Source organism: Streptomyces sp. NPDC088400, from assembly GCF_044753355.1.
Taxonomy (GTDB): domain Bacteria; phylum Actinomycetota; class Actinomycetes; order Streptomycetales; family Streptomycetaceae; genus Streptomyces.
Window position 1 is genome coordinate 90,204 of sequence record NZ_JBIVMZ010000003.1, and the last position, 20,466, is coordinate 110,669.

16 protein-coding genes are annotated in these 20,466 nt (G+C 70.7%); 3 read left to right on the forward strand and 13 right to left on the reverse strand.

Annotated features, from left to right (window positions below):
* Window positions 1–78: 78 nt before the first annotated feature.
* The 6 genes from ACIQD6_RS08520 to ACIQD6_RS08545 all read right to left on the reverse strand — a co-directional run bounded on the left by ACIQD6_RS08520 (window position 79) and on the right by ACIQD6_RS08545 (window position 6,086).
* On the reverse strand, window positions 79–480 hold the full coding sequence (locus tag ACIQD6_RS08520; RefSeq protein ID WP_401879813.1) for a DUF6221 family protein: 402 nt from the start codon (window positions 478–480) through the stop codon (window positions 79–81).
* A 157-nt stretch (window positions 481–637) separates the two neighbouring features.
* Entirely contained in the window at window positions 638–871 is a 234-nt protein-coding gene (locus ACIQD6_RS08525) for an alpha/beta fold hydrolase (RefSeq protein ID WP_401879816.1), read from the reverse strand.
* Window positions 872–1,269: 398 nt separating this feature from the next.
* The gene (locus tag ACIQD6_RS08530; RefSeq protein ID WP_401879819.1) at window positions 1,270–2,148 is read right to left on the reverse strand and encodes a phosphotransferase; all 879 of its coding nucleotides are present in this window, start codon (window positions 2,146–2,148) and stop codon (window positions 1,270–1,272) included.
* A 143-nt stretch (window positions 2,149–2,291) separates the two neighbouring features.
* Window positions 2,292–2,777 (reverse strand): lamin tail domain-containing protein, encoded by a 486-nt coding sequence (locus tag ACIQD6_RS08535; RefSeq protein ID WP_401879821.1) that lies wholly within the window; start codon window positions 2,775–2,777, stop codon window positions 2,292–2,294.
* A gap of 401 nt (window positions 2,778–3,178) precedes the next feature.
* Window positions 3,179–4,579 carry a jacalin-like lectin gene (locus ACIQD6_RS08540; protein WP_401879824.1) on the reverse strand — a complete coding sequence of 467 codons (1,401 nt, stop codon included), beginning with the start codon at window positions 4,577–4,579 and terminating at the stop codon, window positions 3,179–3,181.
* Window positions 4,580–4,727: 148 nt separating this feature from the next.
* The gene (locus ACIQD6_RS08545) at window positions 4,728–6,086 is read right to left on the reverse strand and encodes a hypothetical protein (protein ID WP_401880744.1); all 1,359 of its coding nucleotides are present in this window, start codon (window positions 6,084–6,086) and stop codon (window positions 4,728–4,730) included.
* Window positions 6,087–6,466: 380 nt separating this feature from the next.
* On the opposite strand from ACIQD6_RS08545, the gene ACIQD6_RS08550 reads away from it, so the two are divergent.
* A complete protein-coding gene (locus ACIQD6_RS08550) occupies window positions 6,467–7,144 on the forward strand; it encodes a peptidoglycan-binding protein (RefSeq protein ID WP_401879827.1) in 678 nt (225 codons plus the stop codon).
* A gap of 214 nt (window positions 7,145–7,358) precedes the next feature.
* On the opposite strand, the gene ACIQD6_RS08555 is transcribed toward ACIQD6_RS08550, so the two are convergent.
* Complete coding sequence (locus ACIQD6_RS08555) at window positions 7,359–8,429, reverse strand: AsnC family transcriptional regulator (RefSeq protein ID WP_401879830.1); 1,071 nt, start codon at window positions 8,427–8,429, stop codon at window positions 7,359–7,361.
* 144 nt (window positions 8,430–8,573) lie between these two features.
* Here ACIQD6_RS08555 and ACIQD6_RS08560 point away from each other — a divergent pair, with 144 nt between their 5' ends.
* Both ACIQD6_RS08560 and ACIQD6_RS08565 read left to right on the forward strand, forming a co-directional pair.
* Window positions 8,574–10,133 carry an AbgT family transporter gene (locus ACIQD6_RS08560; protein ID WP_401879833.1) on the forward strand — a complete coding sequence of 520 codons (1,560 nt, stop codon included), beginning with the start codon at window positions 8,574–8,576 and terminating at the stop codon, window positions 10,131–10,133.
* A gap of 79 nt (window positions 10,134–10,212) precedes the next feature.
* The gene (locus tag ACIQD6_RS08565; protein ID WP_401879836.1) at window positions 10,213–11,448 is read left to right on the forward strand and encodes a M20 family metallopeptidase; all 1,236 of its coding nucleotides are present in this window, start codon (window positions 10,213–10,215) and stop codon (window positions 11,446–11,448) included.
* A gap of 68 nt (window positions 11,449–11,516) precedes the next feature.
* Here ACIQD6_RS08565 and ACIQD6_RS08570 read toward each other — a convergent pair whose 3' ends face one another.
* The 6 genes from ACIQD6_RS08570 to ACIQD6_RS08595 form a co-directional block, all read right to left on the reverse strand.
* Window positions 11,517–12,362, reverse strand: coding sequence for a hypothetical protein (locus tag ACIQD6_RS08570; protein WP_401879839.1), 846 nt, complete (start codon window positions 12,360–12,362; stop codon window positions 11,517–11,519).
* Window positions 12,362–12,922 (reverse strand): SigE family RNA polymerase sigma factor, encoded by a 561-nt coding sequence (locus tag ACIQD6_RS08575; protein ID WP_401879842.1) that lies wholly within the window; start codon window positions 12,920–12,922, stop codon window positions 12,362–12,364. Before ACIQD6_RS08575 ends, ACIQD6_RS08570 begins: the two co-directional genes overlap by 1 nt.
* A gap of 291 nt (window positions 12,923–13,213) precedes the next feature.
* Window positions 13,214–14,557 (reverse strand): 6-phospho-beta-glucosidase, encoded by a 1,344-nt coding sequence (locus ACIQD6_RS08580; RefSeq protein ID WP_401879845.1) that lies wholly within the window; start codon window positions 14,555–14,557, stop codon window positions 13,214–13,216.
* Between the two features lie 224 nt (window positions 14,558–14,781).
* A complete protein-coding gene (locus ACIQD6_RS08585) occupies window positions 14,782–15,966 on the reverse strand; it encodes an aldose epimerase family protein (protein WP_401879848.1) in 1,185 nt (394 codons plus the stop codon).
* Window positions 15,967–16,075: 109 nt separating this feature from the next.
* Window positions 16,076–18,628 carry an alpha-L-arabinofuranosidase C-terminal domain-containing protein gene (locus ACIQD6_RS08590; protein ID WP_401879851.1) on the reverse strand — a complete coding sequence of 851 codons (2,553 nt, stop codon included), beginning with the start codon at window positions 18,626–18,628 and terminating at the stop codon, window positions 16,076–16,078.
* A gap of 171 nt (window positions 18,629–18,799) precedes the next feature.
* Window positions 18,800–20,140 (reverse strand): Gfo/Idh/MocA family protein, encoded by a 1,341-nt coding sequence (locus ACIQD6_RS08595; protein ID WP_401879854.1) that lies wholly within the window; start codon window positions 20,138–20,140, stop codon window positions 18,800–18,802.
* Window positions 20,141–20,466 lie beyond the last annotated feature (326 nt).

Consider the following 20,466-nt stretch of genomic DNA (forward strand, 5'->3'; position numbering starts at 1 on the left):
CGTGGCTCCCGCCCCGTCGGCTCCACGCCCCTCTCGGGGACGGGGAGCCGACGGGAGTATACGGGACCGGCGCTCGCGTCATCGCGCGAATCTGGGCAGCCACTTCACCTGGTAGCCGGGGTGGCCCGCGTGTTCGGCGGCCATCTGCCGGACGACGAAGCCGAGGCCGACGGCGCGGCCGGACGGGAAGTCGTGTACCGGACGGTCGGTGTCCAGCTCGGACACCTCCTCGTACTCGTCGAGGAGGACCCTGGTCGTCTCGATCCGGCGCAGTGTGTTCGCGGGGTCCTGACGGGCGATGTGCCCGTCGTAGCCCTGCGTCCGCACGCTGAAGGAGACGCCGCCGGTACGGTCGTGGACTTCGCCCGGCAGCTCGGGCGGGCATCGCCAGGAGTCTCCCCCGGCAGCTCGGGCGATCTGTTCCTCCTCGTCAAGACGTGCCCGTACGAAGGCCACGAGGTCAGCGTTGTGGTCAGTCATCAGGTTCCGGTTCCTCTGTCGTCACGGCTCCCGGGCCGACGGGTCGATCTATCGCCGCGGGCCGGTTCTACTCGTCCAGCAGAGGATGCCGTACGCGACGGCCGGGTCATCGGGCAGGGCGGCGGCGAGTCGCGGGCGCGAGGGGCCGGTCCAGGAATCAGCCGACGGCCCGGGCGAACCCGTCCGGGTCGTCCTGGTGGAGCCAGTGCCCGCAAGAGGGAAGTTCCGTCAGCTCGGTGCCCGGCCTCGCACGCGCCATCCGCCGGGCCGGGACGTCCAGAACAGGGTGTGTCTCGGGCTCCTCGTTGAGTACGGTCGTATCGGCGACGACAAGTGCGGTAATGAGTTCGGGGTGGCGCCGGGCGAGGAGGTGGGCGGTGGTACCTCCCATCGAGTGCCCCAGGACGGCGGCCGGGCGAGACCGAGAGTGCGCAGCAGGTCGGCCGCGTCGGTGACGTACGCCTGGGCAGTGAGGTCGCCGCCCCTGTCCGAGAGTCCGTGGGCCCGCTGGTCGAGCGCGACAACGCGGTATCGCCCGGCCAGGGCCTCGGCCGGCGGGGCGAAGGTCCGGGCACGACCGAAGTGGCCGTGCAGGGCGAGCAGGACAGGGCCGGGGCCGCCGAAGTCCAGGTAGGCGAAGCGGCGTTCGCCAAGACGGACGAACGACTCGGGAGGCATCGTCGGGCTCCCTGGCCTGGCATCAGGGGCCTGGCGTCACGGGGTTCGGGCACGTCCGGAAGGGCGGGACACCGGGATGCGCAGACCGACATGGTACGCACCGGCGACGGGTCACCAGGCGCGCCGCTCGGCGAGGTCGAGCCAGTGTTCCACCTCGGCCGGGGTGAAGTGTCTGATGGCCCAGTCCACCATGCGCAGACTCATATGCGCCCACAGAGGGCGCAGAACATCGTCGGGCATACGGTCCAGGATCTCGTCGAGCCGGTTCGTCACACCCGGGGCGGACTCCTGCGTGTGCAGGCCGAAGCGCAGAGTGACCAGGTCGAAGCGGCGATCCCCCCGGCCGGCCCCGTCCCAGTCGATGACGCCGGTGATCGCACCGTCGACGGCCAGCATGTTGCCGGGGTGAAAGTCCTGATGGACGGCGTCGTTCCCGGCCATCGGTTCGGGGTGGTCGGATCCGGCCGCGCTGACCCTGCGTTCCAGGGCGGCGGTACGGAGGTTGTGGCGGCGCAGTGGCTCGTGGAGGCAGTAGCCGGGGCCGTCCTCGCGCAGATACAGGTCCAGCCGCGGGATGTCCGGCCGGTCGGCCAGCCGGCCAGCCTGCTCCTGGTTGAGGGCGAGCGCCCGGGTGAGACCGTCGTGATCCAGCCGATCGGTCTTCGCACCGGGCAGCAGTTCCTGGACCAGGACCACCGCGTGCTGGACCTGCGCCGCCAACTCCGTCGCGGGGCAGGGATATCCCGCGTTGCGAAGAACCTCGGAGACCGCCAGGGGCCCTGCCCGGAAATCGGCGAGCTTCGTGTGCGGCCGCCATTTCAGCACGGACCGGTGGCCGTCCGGCCACCGTACGTAGGCCGCACCGACCTGACCGCCGGGGCACGGGCCTTCCACCACCAGCCGGACACCGGTTTCGGCGTACAGGCCGTCTGCCAGCCGGTCTGCGTCGAGGCGCTCAGCGCGCCCCCATCCCCGCGCGGATGTGTTCACCGCACGATTATCGCTGTTCGCCGCCCCTCCCCCACCATGGGCACGGCGTGCCACGGCTGGTTGGCCGTGGCACGCCGTGTGGTGCGGTCACATCCCCGTGTCCCGGTCGCGCGAGGGGCCGAGGGGCGTCAGGTCAGCGCAGGTCAGTGGCGGCCACCGTGGTGGCGGCCCCAGGACTCGGAGTCGACGGTGCGGCCGTGCTCGTTACGGAGCGTGGCGCTGTCTCCCTTGTTGCCCCAGACATACTCGCGGCGGTCCTGGTAGACGTCGCGGCGGGTGTCACGGCCGTGCCCGGTGTGGACGCGGACGGTGGAGTGGCCGGCCAGCCGCAGGCCCTTGAAGCGGTAGCGGTTGCCGTCGCTGTCGGAGAGCGTCCAGCCCTTCAGTTCCACAGCGCCGCGACCAGTGTTGACGACCTCCACCCATTCCGCGTTCAGGCTGCGGTTGGAGTGGTCTTCCCTGCCGGGGCTGTCGTACTGGATCTCGCCGAGAGAGACGGAGGAACGCGGGGCCGGCGGGCGGTGCCCGTGGCCGTCGTCCGCCGAGGCCGGCAGGGCCGCCGCGCCGATCAGAGCGCCGGATGCCAGCAGGCCGGCGACAAGTCGGCGAGCGGTACGAGAAGCAGACATGGTGTCCCCTCCATAGGCGCACCGATTCCGACCGGAGCCGGTGCGCGAAACAGGTTTTCCCCGGCGGGATGCCGAGGCCACCACCTTGGCCCGCTCCCGTGCCCATCACCGGGCGAACGAGACCGAGTTACTGAACACGGACATGTCCGTAACCATCATCTGATGAGCGTAACCATCCCTCGGTGCCCGTGCCGTGACACCCCTGTACAGGACACCGATCCGGTCCCCAGAACCCGGCAACCGCTTACCGGCCACAGGGCCCCACACGCGTACTCCGCTCGCGCCGACGTCCCGGCCGACCGGCCTCGGATAACGGCGAACGCCCGCCGTCTCCTGCCGCGTTCGAATCTCCTCGGCCCCATTGTTCGACCGGGACGACGGCTACTGACGCTTGCCGACGACTACTTCGGCGCGTAGATGACCCCGAGCTTGTCGATCTCGTCGCCCGAGCGGCCGGTGAAGCCGACAATCTGCCAGCCGGCCGGCGCCGTAAGAGTGACCGCGTCCGAGGTGGCGCTGCCGGACGCCAGGGTGCGCCCCGCGTCCGTCGTGAACGCGGCGGAGAACACCCGGGTCTCCCCGTCCTTCTGACCTCGCGTCAGCTTGACCGAGGTCAGATGCTCACCGGAGGCCAGGGTGAGCGAGGCGGCCGTACCGCCCGTACCGCCGTGGCCGAGGACCGTACCGCCGTCGAGCGTGAGGGAGAGCGCGTCGAGCCGGGAGCCGCCACGCAGCGTGAGCGTGCGGGGCGCCGGGGTGGCGGGAAGGTTGTCGCCGTCGTTGAAGGCGGTGCCGTGCGGGCCGCCGAAGGTGTCGCTGGCGCGGCGGTTCGCGGGCAGCGACCAGGAGAAGTCGACGGTGTGGGGGTAGTGGTCGGAGAGGTGTTCGCCGCTGGAGTCCAGGAAGGAACGCCACTCGTTGTTGTAGCGGGTGGCGTTGAGGTTCACCAACGGGCCGCCGCGGTAGAGGACTTTGTCGACGACCTCGCAGGTGTTGGTGGGGGCCGTCTCGTCGCAGACCAGCGCGTCACTGCCGGCGGCCGGCGCCGAACCGCCCCTGACCAGCCGCACCCAGGCGTCGGTGAGGCCGTTCTCGCTCGTGAGGGTGCGGATGTTGTCGCCCGTGCGGGTGTACCGGGTGTTCGTGTCGCCCATCACGATGACCGCGTTGCCGGCGCTGTACGCCTGGATGAAGTCCGACAGCTGCTCGATGTTGGCCCGGCGGGCGGCCAGCGCGGCGTCCGTGGTGTCGGCGTTGGTGTGGACGTTGTACAGATCCACGAAGACGCCTTCGGCGATCCGGACGCGGGCGAGCGAGAAGCCCTTCGGGGTGAGGCAGTCGGCGTTGGTGCAGTCCCTCCAGTCGCCTCGCTCGAAGTCGTCGAAGGCGTAGTCCGACAGGGTGTTGAGGCCGTCACCGAACCCGGCGCCGCCGCTGGTGGCCGTGCGGTACGGGTGGGTGTCGTTGGCGTAGAGCGATGCGTGGTAGTTGAAGTCCTCCTGAACGTTGATGATGTCGTACGAGCCCAGTCGCTGCCCGATGAGCGGGGTGTTGACCTCGGGGTTGCCGTCGCCGAGACCGAGCGGGAGTCCGGCGATGTTGTACGTGAGGACATTGAACGAGCCGGATTCGGGGGCGACTGCGGCAGCGTCGCCAGAGGCGAGCGCGCCAGAGGCGGGTGTGGCAGCGGAGGATGCGGCGCCGGTGGTGGCGAGGCCGGTGAGCGCGAGCGTTCCGGCGGCGAGGACGCCGATCAGTCTTCGTACCGGGGTTCGCGTGAGGGTTCGTGTGGGGGTTCGCATCGTGAGAGTTCACTCCTGGGGAGATGAGCCGGTGCGGAGACGAGCCGAGCGGGACAGGCGCGCGCGTCGGCTTGCGAGCACGCTCACCTCACCGACACGCGCCACCGTCCCCGGCGAAGTGTCCCGCTCCGCAGGAGTATTCGCGCCCCTAGAAAGCTGTGAATTTCCCATGCGCCGAGGGCAGGTTCTCCAGCCGCCGCTCGATCGCCTGGAGCGCTCCGGGCCGGCGGCCGGGCACCTGACGGCGCAGCGCGACGAGTGCGGGTGCCAGGAGGCCCGCCCGCGCCTGGTCGTCGATCTGCTCCCACTGGTGGTGGGCGCGATCGGCCGCGGCTTCGACCTCCTCGTCACCCGGGGGCTGTCGGCGCGCCAGGCGGGCTTCGGCCGCGGCCGTCCACAACTCGCAGCTGCGGGCCGCGTCCTGAGCGAGGCGGGCCAGGTCGGCGCGTACTTCCAGCCAGTGGATCGCCTGCGTCGAGCCGGGCCCGTACATACGGAGGGTCTCGCTCTCCCACATGGCGGCGATCGTGGCGGCCTCGGTGTGGCGCCCGGCACGGGCGGCGGCCAGGATCGCGGGATGCGGGTCGTCCGCGGGCAGTTCGGCGGTGACGGGGGCGTGCGAGCCAGGCGGCGGCGGGGCGGGAGTACGGTCGTGGCGCTCGGGTTCGGAACCGGGCGCGGGAGCCCCGCCGGGCGCGGGGGGCGAGGCGGACGCGGGGGTCGAGGCCGACGCAGCGCGGCTCTCGCCGAATACCGGACGGCCCTCGGACACCGGCTGCCAGCCGCTCGCCGCGCCCCCCTGAACGGGCGCCGCTCGCTGGACAGTCCGCGCACCGTCCTCAACCGGAGCCGTGAGCGCGGGTGGAGCGTCGACGGCGAGGAGCAGCGCACCCTCGGTTCCGGCACGGGTGGCGGCCTGCTGGTGCAGTTGGGCGAGCGGCGGCTGTGCCCCGCTGCGCCAAATCGCCGCGTACGCGTTCAGGTAGGCGGGAGCGATGATCGTACGGCGCGGCGGTGGCGGCGCCACGCGCCCGTACAGACGGGTGCCGTAGCCGAGCGCCAGACCTTCCACGCCCAGCTGCTCCCAGGCTTCCGCGTCCGCCACCAGGTCCACGACGACCGTGGTGGTGCCCGGACGGCGCAGCTTGAGTTCACCGGTCAGCCAGTGCCACGGCAGGCCCGTGTAGCGCAGGGTGGTGGGGGTCGTACGGGCCAGCGCGAGGTGGACCAGGCGCTGCTTGTGGTCCAGATGGAGTTGTCCCGCGATGTAGAGGGACAGGGGCCCGGCCGTGGCGGCCGCGGCCCGGATACGGGTGAGTACGGTCTGCGGGGCGAGCGGATCGGCGAGTTCGATCACGGTCGCTGCGGCCGTGCCCGTCAGCGTGCTCGGGGAAACCGCCGCGAGCGCGGGTAGTGCAGACGCTGCGTCGATGAGACACCCTTTGCCTGCCGGAGCGGCCGCGAGCAGCAGCGCGGTCCCCGATACGGTGTCCTCCCCTGTGATCATCACACCAGCACCGTAACCCGCCGGGCGGATCGGCTCACCCTCGACTGCCACAACGCGCGGTGAGTGAGGCGCCGGTCACCACGCGGCGAAGCGCGGACGGATCGGTCCGGGCGTGGCCCGAGTGTGCTCCGGGGCCTGGTTGACGCCATGTCGGCGCGTTCCCCTACCGGTTGAGGACAACGGAGGCCCAGAAGCAGAACCGGCGGAGTCGGGAGTCGGCCACCACCCGTACCGGGCAAGGTACTTACGCCCATTCACCCCCGTGACCGGCGGGACCAAGGTAGCGTCCCGTGGCGGGCGGACAGACGGGGCAGACGTCAGGAGAAGGAGGCGGCTCGGTGACGGGATCATCCGATCGCAGACAGCCGACACGACGTACAGTGCTCGAACCGACCCATGTCATGCGCCGGCGGCGACCACGCCCCCTGTCGGACTTCGACGAACTCTTCCGGCCCGACGAGAGCCGGCCCGGATCGGTCGAGGACGGCCGGGGCGAGGGCTGGGAGCGGGTCACGACGCCCGGCACGACAGCCACGGCCCCGGAGACATCGCAGGACTCCGAGGACACCGACGAGTTACCGCCCGTCCCGTCCACGGAGCACGGCACCGGGTGGACCACGCCCACCGACCGATGGCCACGTAACCGCAAGGTCGCCCTCCTCGCCGCACTGGGCACCGCGGGAGCCATGGGCTTCGGCATCGCGCTGCTGATCACCTGGAGCGGTACGGAAGACCGGTCACAGGCCTCGGCACCGACACCCGCGCCGACCGCGAGCACCGCCCCGGCCGATCCCGGCATTCCGGCCGAACCGGCGCCCCCGGCCGCCGACCCCGGCGTACTGCAGCAGGGAGACAGCGGCCCGCAGGTGAGCGACCTCCAGGAGCGGCTGCTGCGTATCCCCAACGTGTACGAGGGCGGCAGCGTGAGCGGTACGTACGACACCTCCCTGACCGAAGCCGTCGGCCGTTTCCAGCTCTGGTACGGCATCCGTGGGGACGAGACCGGAGTCTACGGCGACGACACCCGACGCGATCTCGAATCCCGCACAAGTTCCTAGGAATTGGCGGTGCCCGGTACGGGGGCGAGACGGTAGTGGCTCGCTTCGGTCCAGTGCCGCGACCGGCAATGTTTGCCCGTCAAGGAGCGGCGTCCGGTGCGTGTGATCGCAAGGCGGCCGGAAGCCCTTGTAGCGGAGCTACCTGGGCTTTCGGCCAACGCGGCGAGCGCGCGTGCCGGGCGTCGCGACGGGGCAAACGTTGCCGGGAGGGGCACTAGGGAGCCGGGCGGGACGGCGGGGCGTCGACCCGTTCGCCGAGGCGGACGCCGTCGCGGGCCGTCCAGTGGCGGCGCAGCACCCGGACGCCCACGCATGTATTGACCGTGGTGACGGCGGGAAAGGCGCCGAGGTCCGTGGTGATGAAGTGGGCCAGGTCCTCCTCGTCGCGGAAGACTCCGTAGTGGATGACCGAGGCGGAGCCGGCCACCATCGACACATGGCGGGCGGAGGGGTGGCCGCCCAGGGTGTCGAGGAGTCCGGGGATCGCCTGCGGGAGCACGGTCAGGGCCATCAGGGCGTTGAGCGGGAACCCCAGGAGCGTGGGTTCGATCTCCACTCGGGGCACCAGAGCGCCGCATTCCAGGAGCGACTGCGAGGTGCGGTAGGCCGTCGAGCGGCTGACGCCCAGCTCGCGGGCGATGTCGGCGGCCGGGATCCGGCCGTTGGCCACCATCAGGTCCAGGGTGCGTTCCTCCAGGTCCGACAGCTGGCCGGGGGAGGTCAGCCGGTCCCTGGTGACCTGGACGGCGTGCTCGCGCAGGTGGCCGGTCTGCTCGTCGGTGAGCCGGTGCAGCCGCCAGCTCTGGCCCATGGTGTGTGCGCGCAGGACCAGTTGGGACTCGGTGGAGACGATGCCCTCTATGGCGGGCAGGCGGTTGGTCAGCAGATCGAAGATGTCGGTGCCGAGCAGCGGGTAGACGCTGCAGTAGATGTCGGCGCTGCCGGTCGTCAGCAGCAGTGTCTGCACCTCGGGCAGCTCCAGGATGCGCCGCGCGACCTCCTCGGAGCGTCCGGGGGCGCACTTGATCCACACCTGGCGCGGGTTCTCCGTGGTGATCAGTGGCCAGTCCACCCGGCCGACCACCCGCAGCAGTCGGTCGTCGCGCAGCCGTGAGAGGCGGCGGGCGATGGTGCTCGGTGAGCTGTCCAGCACGTCGGCGAGGGCATTGACCGGGGTGCGCGGCGCGACCTGGAGAGCGGCGACCAGGTCAAGATCGACGTCATCCAGGAGCCGTTCCTCCGGGCGTGCCGACGACCGGCGCGTAGTGACGGTGGGCGAGGCCATGGCCCGATCCTAACCCTTCCCATCATCAAGAAGTTACGCGGATGAAATGACCGCGGTGGCGCTACTCATTGACACAATCATTCATCCTGACGTCTCATTGCGGATCAATACGCCGCAGCGCCGCTGCTGGGAAGGACCGATGTAGTGACCAAGACAACGACGGTGGACCGTCCTGCGGCATCCGTGGCGCTGACGCTACGGCTGCTGGGCGGCATCGAACGCGTGGGCAACAGACTCCCACACCCGTTCTGGCTCTTCGTGATACTCAGCGGAGTCCTGATCGTCCTGAGCTGGGGCCTGCACGCCATGGGCGTGTCCGCCGAGTCGCCCACCGACGGCGCGACCGTGGCGGTGAAGAGCCTGGTCTCGGACGCCGGCGTCACGATGATGCTCGACGACCTGATCGACAACTACGCGACGTTCCCGCCCCTCGGGGTCGTCCTCGTCGTCATGCTCGGCGTATCGGTCGCGGACAAGGCCGGACTGCTCACTGCCATGCTGCGGGCGGCGCTGGCGAAGGTACCGGTCAAGGCCGTCACCTACATGATCGCGCTCACCGGGATGCTCGCCCACATCGCCTCGGACGCGGCGTTCGTGGTCATGATCCCGCTCGGCGCGATCGCCTACCGCTCGGTCGGGCGGAATCCCGTGCTGGGCGCGGTGGTCGCCTTCGTCTCGGTCTCCGGGGGACATGCCGCCAGCCCGCTGGTCACCCCCTCGGACGCCACGCTGGCCGCGCTGACCACGGCCGCGGCGCACACCATCGACCCTCATTACACGGTCACCCCGGTGGCCAACTACTTCTTCTCGCTGGTCTCCTCCCTCGTCCTGGCGCTGGTCATCACCGTGGTCGCCGAGACCCTGCTGAAGCGACGGGTCGCGATGATGGCGGCCGACGACGGGGAGGAAGCCGCCGAGCCCGGTGAGGAACTCCCCGATCTGTCGCTGTCGGACGCCGAGCGGCGCGGGCTGCGGAGCGCCGGCTTCATCGCTCTGGCGCTGATCGCCGCCATCGCGGTCGCGGCCGTGCCCGCCGGGTCCCCGCTGCGCGGTGAGCACGGCGCCATCATCGACTCGCCGCTCGTGCACAACATCGCCGTCTTCCTCTCGCTGATCTTCTTCGCGACCGGAGTCGCCTACGGCCGGGCGGTGGGAGTCATCCGCGGCGCCAAGGACGTCCCCGAGATGATGGCCCTGGGACTGCGCGAACTGACCCCGATCCTGGTGCTGTTCTTCGCGATCTCGCAGTTCCTCGCCTACTTCAAGTGGACCTCGATCGGCGAGGTCGTGGCCATCAGCGGAGCGGAGCTGCTGGACTCCTCCGGTGTGCCGATCACTCTGATCTTCGTCGGTGTCATCCTCGTCGTCAGTGTGATGAACCTGCTCCTCACCAGCGGATCCGCCATGTGGGCGCTGATCGGGCCGGTGTTCGTGCCCATGATGATGCTGCTGCATGTCGCGCCCGAGACCACCTGGGCGCTGTACCGGATCGCCGACTCCTGTACGAACCCCATCACCCCGATGAGCCCGTACTTCGTCCTCTGTCTCGGCTTCGTCCGCCGCTACCGGCCCACCGCGGGCATCGGCACCCTGATGTCCCTGACGCTGCCGGTCTCCATCGCGATGCTGATCGTGTGGACCGTGCTCTTCCTCGCCTGGTACTCCGTCGGCCTGCCCTTCGGCCCCGGATCACCGACCCCCTGACGCGCCGACCGGCGCTCACCACCGACTCGGTCCGGGACCACCCGGACCGCCCGGAGAAACACGGAGGCACCCAGAGAACATGTCCGCACCCGCACCCGAACCCACGCCCCTGTCCGTACCGTTGTCCCCGGCCGACGGCCCCGCGCTGTCCCGTATCGCGGCCTGGTGCCGTGAGGCGGACCACGAGCAGGCCTGCCTCGCCGACCTGCGCCGGCTGGTCGAGCAGGAGTCGCCCAGTGACGACAAGGCACTTCTCGACTCCACCGCCGATCTCCTCCTGGAGCTGCTCGCCGACCGGCTGGGCACGCCGGACCGCACCGTACGCCACCGTGACCCGGAACTCGGCGACGTCATCGAGGCCGAATACACCGGCACCACCCCTTCGGGCCCCGTCGTCACCGTCGTCGGCCACTACGACACCGTCTGGCCGGCCGGAACCCTCGACGCCTGGCCGTTCACCGTCACCGACGGCCACGCGTCGGGTCCGGGCGCCTTCGACATGAAGGCGGGCCTGGCCCAGGGCATGTGGGCGCTGCGCGCCCTGCGTGAACTCGGCCTGCCCCGGCCCACCGTACGCTTCGTCTTCAACGGCGACGAGGAGACCGGCAGCGTCATCTCCCGCCCGCACATCGAACGGGCGACGGAGGACGCCGTGGCCACCCTGGTCCTGGAGCCGGGCGGCGCGTGGGGCATCAAGGCGGGCCGCAAGGGCGTCGGCATCTTCACCCTCACCGTGACCGGTACCGAGGCCCACGCCGGTCTCGACCCGGCCAAGGGCGCCAGCGCCATCCACGCGCTGGCCGACGTCATCCAGCAACTGGTCGCCGCCGCCGACCCGGAACAGGGCACCACCGTCAACGTCGGCCGGATCAGCGGCGGTACGGCCCGTAACGTCATCGCGGGCGAGGCGCACGGCCTCGTCGACATCCGCGTCGCCAGTCAGGACGAGATCCGGCGCATGGACCAGGTGCTGGCCGGCCTGGCCGCCACCGACACCCGGGTCACCGTCACGCTCGGCGGCGGCTGGAACCGGCCTCCCATGCAGCCCGGTGCAGGCAGCCGCAAGCTGTTCGCGCTCGCGGACAGCGTCGCCACCCACATCCGGGGCCCCCTGGCGGAACTGTTCGTCGGCGGCGGCAGCGACGCGAACTTCGTCTCCGCCCTGGGCCGCCCGGTCCTGTGCGGCATGGGCGCCACCGGCGACGGAGCACACGCCCGGCACGAGCACATCGTCACGGGCGACATGCCCGACCGGACCGCTCTCACCGCCGGTACGCTCCTGCGCCTCGCCGAAGAGCCGCTCACCGGCAACTGACCGGCACGCACGGCCGGTAGAGCGCTCCTCGGGCGGAGTGCCCCGGCCCGGTGACGGGATCGATCCCCTCACCGGGCCGGGGCGAAGTCCCCTCCGACGTCAGCGGTCCGGCCCGAGCTCGTCGCCACCGCGGAGTACCTGTCGTCCCCGGCGTCCCGCCCGCCTTCGGCGTGGTCGTACTGTCCCGCGAAGACATGTTCGCCCGCCGGCACCACCACGCCGTCCTTCAGTGTCCACCGGAAGACCAGGTCCCCGTCCTCCATCCGCGCCGAGACGACGAAGTCCTCGACGGGCAGCGACCGCCAGGAGCCGGTGTCCTTGACCCCGCCGGTCTGTGCGACGCGCAGTTCCACCGTCAGCGAGTTCAGCGGCTGTTCCGCCTTGATCGTGATATTGCTCTGCGCCCAGTAGTCATTGCTGTTGGGGTCGAGCGAACCGTCCGACCAGAGATACCCGTCCTCGGCGCCCGGGGTCCTGGCGCCGGGGGTGCCGGCCGGGTCGGGCGTGCCGTCCGGTGTGGGCGTGGTGGACGGGCCGTTCGTACGCTCCGCGTCGGGCGTATCCGTCGGTCGCGGGGTACGGCTCGGCGCGGGCTCCACCGGGCGGCCGGAGTCCGAGGGGCCCGGAGCCGGGGCGACCGGCGGACTCGCCGGTCCCGGAGTGGTCGCCACGGTCCCCGATGTGTCGGTGCCGCCCGTGACGGCGCCGTAGGCGAAGACGCCCACGCCCAGTGTGGCGACTCCCGCGGCCGTCACCGCGACCACCCGCAGCCACGGGGCCGGACGGGGAGCCCGCAGACGGCCGGGGTCCTGCTCCGGACCCGCCATGCCGCGTTCGATCCGCGCCAGCATCCGCTCACGGTCCGGACGGTGTGCCTGTGCCGCCTCTTCCAGCCGCCTGTGCAGGTCGTCCATCAGCTCCTCCCCTCCGCACGTTCCGAAGCAACCGTCGCACGTACGCCTTCCGTTGTGGTGCCGGGCCCCAGCAGCCGTTCCAGTTCCGCCATCCCCCGGGACGACTGGCTCTTCACGGTGCCCACGGATATACCCAGGGTGAGCGCAGTATCCCGTTCGGAGATGTCCAGGGCGTAACGCAGCACCACGCAGGCGCGCTTACGGAACGGCAGCCGCCGTAACGCCGCCCGGACATCGACTACGGCCGGCACGTCCGGGTCGTCGAACCGCTCACCGCGCTGCGACCAGAACAGGGAGACCCGGCGCCGCTCCCGCACCGCGCTGCGGATCTGGGAGCGCGCCAGATTCGCCACCACTCCACGGGCGTACGCGACCGGGTGGTCGGCGGCCCGGACCCGGTCCCAGCGGTGCCACAACGCGAGCAGGGCATCCGAGGCCAGGTCGTCGGCCGTATCGGCGTCACCCGTCAACAGGTAGGCCAGCCGCGACAGTTCCGCGTAGTACCGCTCGAAGAACTCATGGAACTCGGCGGCGATGGCATCGTCGACGACCCTGCCCACGAAGCCACTCCTTGTCTGCCGTCCACTCCCCCGCCGACCGTCCCACCCACAACCATCAGCGAGGTGCGTGAGCGTAACAACAGAAAAGACAGAAAGATGAAACCAACCTCCAGGACCAGCCAGCATCCACCGCAATGCACACGGCTTCGACACAACAGGAACAGTCAGCTCCGCACGGGCCGGTTCAGGGCTTCCCCGCTGTCCTTCCGCCGTGTTCCGGCCCTGGAGGGCACACTGACGACGAAGATCAAGATGGCTGAATCGGCCGCCTCCGGAGCGGGGCGCAGGTCCCTATCGGCTCAGGTACGCGAGGCCGGGGTGCACGCTCGTGTAGCCGTCCACGAGGTTGCGGGCGACGGTCACGGAGTCCACCAGGGGGTGCAGTGCGAATGCCTTGGCCGCGGTGGCGCGCGAGCCGCTCTCGGCGGCGGACAGGACCTCACGCTCGACGGCCTTGACCGCGCACACCAGCCCGGTGGCATGGTCCGGCAGGGGCGCCACGGACAGCGGGCGGGCGCCGTTCGCGTCCACGAGGCAGGGCACCTCGATGACGGCTTCCTCGTCCAGGACCCGCAGCGTGGTGCGGTTGCGGACGTTGAGGATGAGCGTGGCGCGTTCGTCGCGGGCGATGGCGCGCATCAGGGAGAGGGCGACCTTCTCGTAGCCGCCGGACTCCAGGTCACTGGCGTCGCGCTCGCCGACGCCCGCCGCCTCGCGGTTCTCCGCCATGTAGGTGGCCTCGCGTTCGGCGCGGGTACGGTCCCAGGTCATGAGGGCGGGAGCGCCGGGGCGCTCCATCTCCTCGTAGAAACGGGCCTGTTGGTCGCGGAGGAACGCGCCGCGGGTCTGTTCCGCCTCCTGGTAGGCGCGTACGGCTTCCCGGTTGAAGTAGTAGTAGTGCAGGTACTCGTTGGGGATCGAGCCGAGGGACCGGAGCCACTCGGGGCCGAACAGCCTGCCCTCCTCGAAGGAGGCGAGGGCCTCGGTGTCGGCGAGCAGGCGCGGGAGTTCGTCGCGTCCCGCGACGTACAGGCCGCGCAGCCAGCCGAGGTGGTTGAGGCCGACGTAGTCGATCCGCGCCTCGTCCGGGTCGGCGCCGAGGAGGCGCGCGACGCGCCGGCCCATCCCCACGGGCGAGTCGCAGATGCCGATGACGCGGTCTCCGAGGTGGCGGGACATGGCTTCGGTGACCAGGCCCGCCGGGTTGGTGAAGTTGATGACCCAGGCGTCGGGGGCGAGCCGGGCGACGCGTCGCGCGATGTCGACGGCGACGGGGACCGTGCGCAGTCCGTACGCGATACCGCCCGCGCCGACCGTCTCCTGGCCCAGGACCCCCAGGTCCAGCGCGACCCGCTCGTCGGCGGCGCGGCCTTCGAGGCCACCGACGCGGATCGCGGAGAAGACGAAGTCGGCGCCGCGGAGCGCCTCGTCCAGGTCGGTGGTGACGGAGACGGCCGGTGCGTCGGGGACGGAAGCGGCCTGTTCGGCCAGGACGCGGGCGACGGCCGTGAGCCTGGCGGTGTCCAGGTCGTGGAGGGTGACGTGGGTGACGCGGCCCTCCGCATGGTCGCCGAGCAGTGCTCCGTACACCAGCGGCACCCGGAATCCGCCACCGCCGAGAATTGTCAGCCTCACTCCACAACCACCTTCGCGTTCACGCCACGACCACCTTCCGGCGGAGCCTACGCGGGTGGCCGTGCCGGAGAGGCATGGGCCGCGGGCGACCGCCGTCCTCCCCGACCGGCCGACCGATGCTGCGCGCGACACGGCGTGGGCCGTACGGGCGACGTGCGGGCAGGAGGCCGGCAGCACCGTGGCGGCCCCCTGCCCCGTCACTCGACAGGTCGCCCCTCGGGTGCTCAGGCGTGGAAGGAGTGTTCCGTCGTCGACCGGTACGTCTCCCCCGGGCGCAGCACCGTGGACGGGAACGACGGCTGGTTCGGGGAGTCCGGGAAGTGCTGGGTCTCCAGGCACAGGCCGTCGCCCTGCCGGTAGATCCGGCCCGAGGTGCCGGCCAGGGTGCCGACGAGGAAGTTGCCCGAGTAGAACTGCACGCCGGGTTCGGTCGTGGCGATCCTCAGCGTGCGCCCCGAGCCGGGGTCGCGGAGTGTCGCGGCGTGCCGGGGTTCGGCCGTGACTCCCTTGTCGAGCACCCAGTTGTGATCGAAGCCCTGGGCGCGCAGCAGTTGCGGGTGGCCGGTGCGGATGTCCCGGCCGACGCGTTTGCCGGGCCGGAAGTCGAAGGGTGTCCGGGCCACCGCGGCCAGTTCCCCGGTCGGGATCAGGGTGGTGTCGACGGGGGTGTAGCGGGACGCGTCAAGGGTCAGCTCGTGACCGTACACATCACCGCTGCCCTCCCCCGCGAGGTTGAAGTAGGTGTGGTTGGTGAGGTTGACGACCGTTGCCTTGTCCGTGGTCGCCGCGTAGCCGATGCGCCAGGTCCCCCGTGGTGTGAGGGTGTACGTCACCGTCACCCGTAGGGTGCCGGGATAGCCCATCTCGCCGTCCCCGCTGATGTAGCGCAGGACGATGCCCACGCCCGTGGAGCCGGTGAAGGGCTCCACGTCCCAGACTCTCCGGTCGAATCCCTTCGTTCCGCCGTGCAGGCTGTTCACCCCGTCGTTCAGGGGGAGTTGGTAGGTGCGGCCGTCGAGGGTGAAACGGCCCCCGGCGATCCTGTTCCCGTACCGGCCGATCAGCGCGCCGAAGAAGGTGGTGGCCTTGAGGTAGTCGTCGATGTTGTCGAAACCCAGTGAGACATTGGCGTACCGGCCGTGACGGTCCGGTATCTCCAGCGACTGGACGATGCCTCCGTAGCTCAGCACTCTCAGGCGGGTGCCGCCGTTCTCCAGTGTCCAGCGGTACACCTTGGTGCCGTCGGGGAGCTTGCCGAACGATTCCCGCGTCGGTGTCCTGCCGCCGCCGGACGCGGCTCGGGCCGTCCCCGCCGCGGCGGCGGTCAGGCCCACGGCGGCGGCTCCCGCCAGCACCGCGCGTCTGGTGGCCGGACTCGTACGCGGCGCATCGGAGGAATCAGTGTGCATGGGCGCGGCTCCTGTCGGATGGTGTGGTGAACTTCCGGTCCCCGCAAGGTGGGCTTCCGGTCCCCGCGAGGTGAACTACCGGTCCCCGCACGTGACATGACCGATTCCCTCATCGGGCCCTGAGCCGCATGAAGGTGATCGAATGCGGCGGGAAGGTGTGGGTGAAGGTGGCGCCGATGCCCGTCACGGTCGAGGTCACGGGTGTGATCGGCCGGTCGTCGGCGGTGTTCACCGCGTCCGGGGCGCCGCTGAGGGTCGTCAGCCGCGCGGTCGGTGCGACGCTCGCGGACCGGCCCAGGTCGATCCTGGTGCGGGCCGCCGCGTCCTGCGCGTTGACCACCTTGACGATCAGGTCGTTCTTGTCGCGGGTGACGACCTGGCGGAAGGGTTCGGCGATCTTGTCGTCGGTGAAGCTTCCCCACTTCGTACCGTCGACGTAGAGGGTGACCTGGCGGCCCCGGACCTCGACGCGAAGGTCGTAGGCGCGGCCGGTCTCGATCTTCGTACCGTCGGAGATCATGGTCTGCTTGGCGCCGCCGACCGACTTCTCGACGGCGGACTGCGTGTTGTTCCAGCCACCCAGGTTCCACCAGTAGAAGTTGCCGGTGTCCTTGACCCCGAAGGCGACCAGGAACCCTTCCTTGCCGGACCGCTTGGTGGCCTTCACCCGCAGGTCGTAGTCCTGCCAGGCCGGATCGCCTGCGGTGACCAGGGTGTTCTCGGCGGCGGCGTCGGACTGGACGTACTGGCCGTCCTGAACCGTCCAGGCGCCGGCACCCGCCGCCTTCGTCCACCGGCTGTCGCCGGCCGAGAAGTCCTCGGTGAGCAGCGGTGTTCCGTCGGCTCCGGTGACCCGTACATCGTCGTAGGCGGCGCTCGTCGCCCAGGTGGAGAGGCCGATCGCGCCCGAGATCGGGGCCGAGGGTGCCGGGGTGGCGGTCGCGGTGCTGGGGACGACACGGTCGCCGGTGTTCGTCATGAACAGCTTCTGCGTCTCGTAGCTCGCCGAGCCCCAGGAACGTGTGTTGTCGAACCAGATCATGTCGGGCCGCCACTGCACGGAGCCGGTGTGGGCGAGGAGCGGGGCGTACGAGGCGAGCTTCACCACGTCGGCGTTGCGTTCCAGCCCGGTCATGAACGCCGCCTCGGCGAGCGCGTTGCGGAACCGGTTGTCCTGCGAGGCGTACTCACCGAGGAACACCTTCGGCCCCGAGCGGTCGTAGGAGTCGTAGCGCTCGTTGTTCTCCAGGAACCACTGGGGGCTGTTGTAGTAGTGCTCGTCCACCATCGCCACGTCGGCCTCGCGGTTGAGCTGCCAGGCCCGGTCGAAGGTCGGACCGCTGTCGTCGGGGCCGGAGTTGGAGATCACGGTGATGTCCGGGTGGGCGGCCTCGATCGCCTTCCTGAACTGGGTGAAGCGCTCGAAGAACGCGTCGGGGAGGTTCTCCTCGTTGCCCACCTCCACATGGGTGAGGCCGAACGGCCGGGGGTGGCCCATCTCCGCCCGCTTCCTGCCCCAGGTCGAGGTGGCGGGCCCGTTGGCGAACTCGATGAGATCGAGGGTGTCCTGGATGTGGCGCTTCAGCAGGGCGGGATCGTCGGTCGCCTTGTTCTGTCCGCATCCGGTGACCAGCGCGGGCACGACGGGCAGGGCCATCGCGCCGATGTCCTCGGCGTACTGGAAGTACTCGTAGTAGCCCAGGCCGTAACTCTGGTTGTAGCCCCAGAAGTTCGCGTTGGTCGCGCGCTGCTCGACCGGGCCCACGGTGTCTTTCCACTGGTAGGAGCGCTTGCGCTGCCATCCGGAGGCTTCGTCGTACCCCTCGTGGCTGCCGGTGTTGACGAGGCAGCCGCCGGGGAAGCGGAGAAAACCGGGCCGCAGCGCGGCGATCTTCTCGGCGAGGTCCTTGCGCAGGCCGTTCGCGCGCCCCTTGTACGTGTCCCCGGGAAAGAGGGAGACCATGTCGAGCCGTACCGTGCCGGTGCCGCCCGCGGTGACGGCGAGGCGCCCCGCGGAGTCGGTGGCCGTGGCCGTGAGTGTGCCGGTGTACTTGGTCCACCGGTCGCCGCGTGCGGTGACGCGCGACGGACTCGCGAGCGCGGTGCCGTCGGCGGAGCGCAGGGCGACCGTGAGCGGCGTCCCGGCCGCCCGGTCGGTGCGCGCCCAGACGGAGAAGTCGTAGCGTTTCCCCTTCGCCACGGCGATGCCGGTGCTGTAGCCGGAGTTGACGACGCCGGTCCCGGCGTCCGTCCCGTCGAGGTCCAGGCGCAGGTAAGTGCGGTTGCGCTCGCCGAGACGCCCGGCGTCACCGACGGCCGCGGCCGTACCCGTCCCGGTGGGTGTCCACGCGGTCATCGGCGTGTAGGAGGCGTTGTCGGCGGTGCTGTACTCGAACGACCGGTTCTGGACGAGCTCGGCGTACAGGCCACCGTCCGCGGCGCGGTTGATGTCCTCGTAGAAGACGCCGTACATCGTGTCGTCGATCGCCGGACCCGTGCGGCTCGTGTCGACGGTGAGGCCGTAGTCGGTGGTGGGGGCGGGGTCGGCGGCGCGGGTACGGCCGGCGGTGCCCTCCGTGGCGTTCGCGGGCGCCTGAAGCGCGTTGGCCGTCACCAGGAGCGCCACGGCCATGAGCGCCGGTCTCCAGCGTGTGCGTGGCATGAGTCTCTGCGGCTCCTCGTTCGAAATACCGGACGATGGTCAGGACTTCGAACGGCAACATAAGGAGAGGCGGCGGAGGGCGTCAATGGGTCGTGCGGCACGACATGGATCGGACGACGGTCGGGCCGCGTCCGGCAGGCAGCCGGGCCTGCCGGAGGTGCGCCGGTTGTCTCAGATGTCCAGCAGGTCCTGGGCGCGCACCGGAAGGCCGGTCACGAACGACTGGTTCGCGGCCAGGCCCGTGACGAGGGACCGGGCGCCGTCGGTCGCGTCCGCCGCGCGTCCCAGGGCGTCCGCCCCGCCCGGTTCCCGCTGCCCGAAGAGGTCCTCCAGCATGCGCACGTCCCCGCCGCCGTGCCCGCCCTCGCCGGTCGCGACCCTCACCTCGCGCGGCTCTTCCCAGAACCGGCGCAGCAGCAGTTCCGTACGCCCCGCCTCGTCGCCGACGGCCGCGCCGTGCATCACCGCGCTCGCGCCGTGCGTACGGATCCGGGGCCGGGCCCATGTCGACTCCTCGACCAGCAACTCCAGCCGTCCCTCACTGCCGTTGAAGGAGATCCGGTACCCCTCCCAGGGCGCGTACGCGGTGAGGTGGTACGTGAGCGTGGCGCCGGAGACATACCGCACCAGTACGGCCATGTCGTCCTCGATCGTCACCCCTGGGCCGAACACGTTCTGGTCGCGGTGGTAGCCGTCCTCGGCCTCGGCGTCCAGGTACAGCGCGCTGAGCACCGGGGAGTCCGCCAGGTGTACGGCGAACGGGTCGTCGGCCGCCGCCGGGGAGCCGTGCGCGCGGGCGTAGTCGCGGGCGAGGCCACGGCGCCGGCCCGCCTCGTCACCGTAGAAGAAGCGCCCGCCCTGTGCGAACACCGTCTCCGGCTCGGAGTCCAGCCACCAGTTGACCAGGTCGAAGTGGTGGGTGGCCTTGTGCACCATCAGCCCGCCGGAGTTGGCCTTGTCGCGGTGCCAGCGGCGGAAGTAGTCGGCGCCGTGCCGCAGATCGAGCAGCCACTCGAAGTGCACCGAGCCGACCTCGCCGATCCGGCCGGCGGCGAGGGTCTCGCGTACGGCGGCGTGCACCGGGTTGTAGCGGTAGTTGAAGGCCACGCGCACCTGGCGTCCCGTACGTCGCCGGGCGTCCAGGATGCGGCGGGCCCGCTCGGCGTCCGTGGTCATCGGCTTCTCGGTCACCACGTCGCAGCCCGCCTCCAGGGCCCGCACAATGTAGTGATCATGGGTGCGGTCCACGGTGCACACGACGACGAGGTCGACGCGTTCGCGGCGCAGCATCTCCTCGAACTCCCCGGCGCCGTAGGCCGGTACGGCCGGCCGTCCGTCGCCGGAGGCCGCGATCCATTCGTTGTGGACGGCCATGCGGTGGGCGTTGACGTCACAGAAGCCGACCAGATCGATCCGGTCCGCGTACGGTCCGGTCAGGGCCTCGGTGAAGAGCTGGGCACGGGCTCCCAGGCCCACCACGGCGCAGCGGCGGCGTGCGGTGTCGGGGGACATACGGTCTCCGTTCGGCGAGGTGGTGTGTACCGTTGCGTGGCATCGCGCGGTGTTGTGTTCGGTGTTCTCCTCCACGCCGGGGGCGGATGACGGCGGCAACGGTTGCACGCGGCCCGGCGAGCGGGCAAGAGACGCGACGTGCCCATGAGGCCACCCCACGCGTGTGCGCGGCCTCCAACTTTCAGCAGGTGATTCGGTACTCGGCATTGACGGAACTCTGCCGACGCGCGTAACTTCCGGGCCAGTTCGAGACAGAGTGGGAACGTTTGCAGACGTGCTTCCGCTCTCCCCAGACCCGCCGAGCGAAGGACCGCGATGTCCGCCAC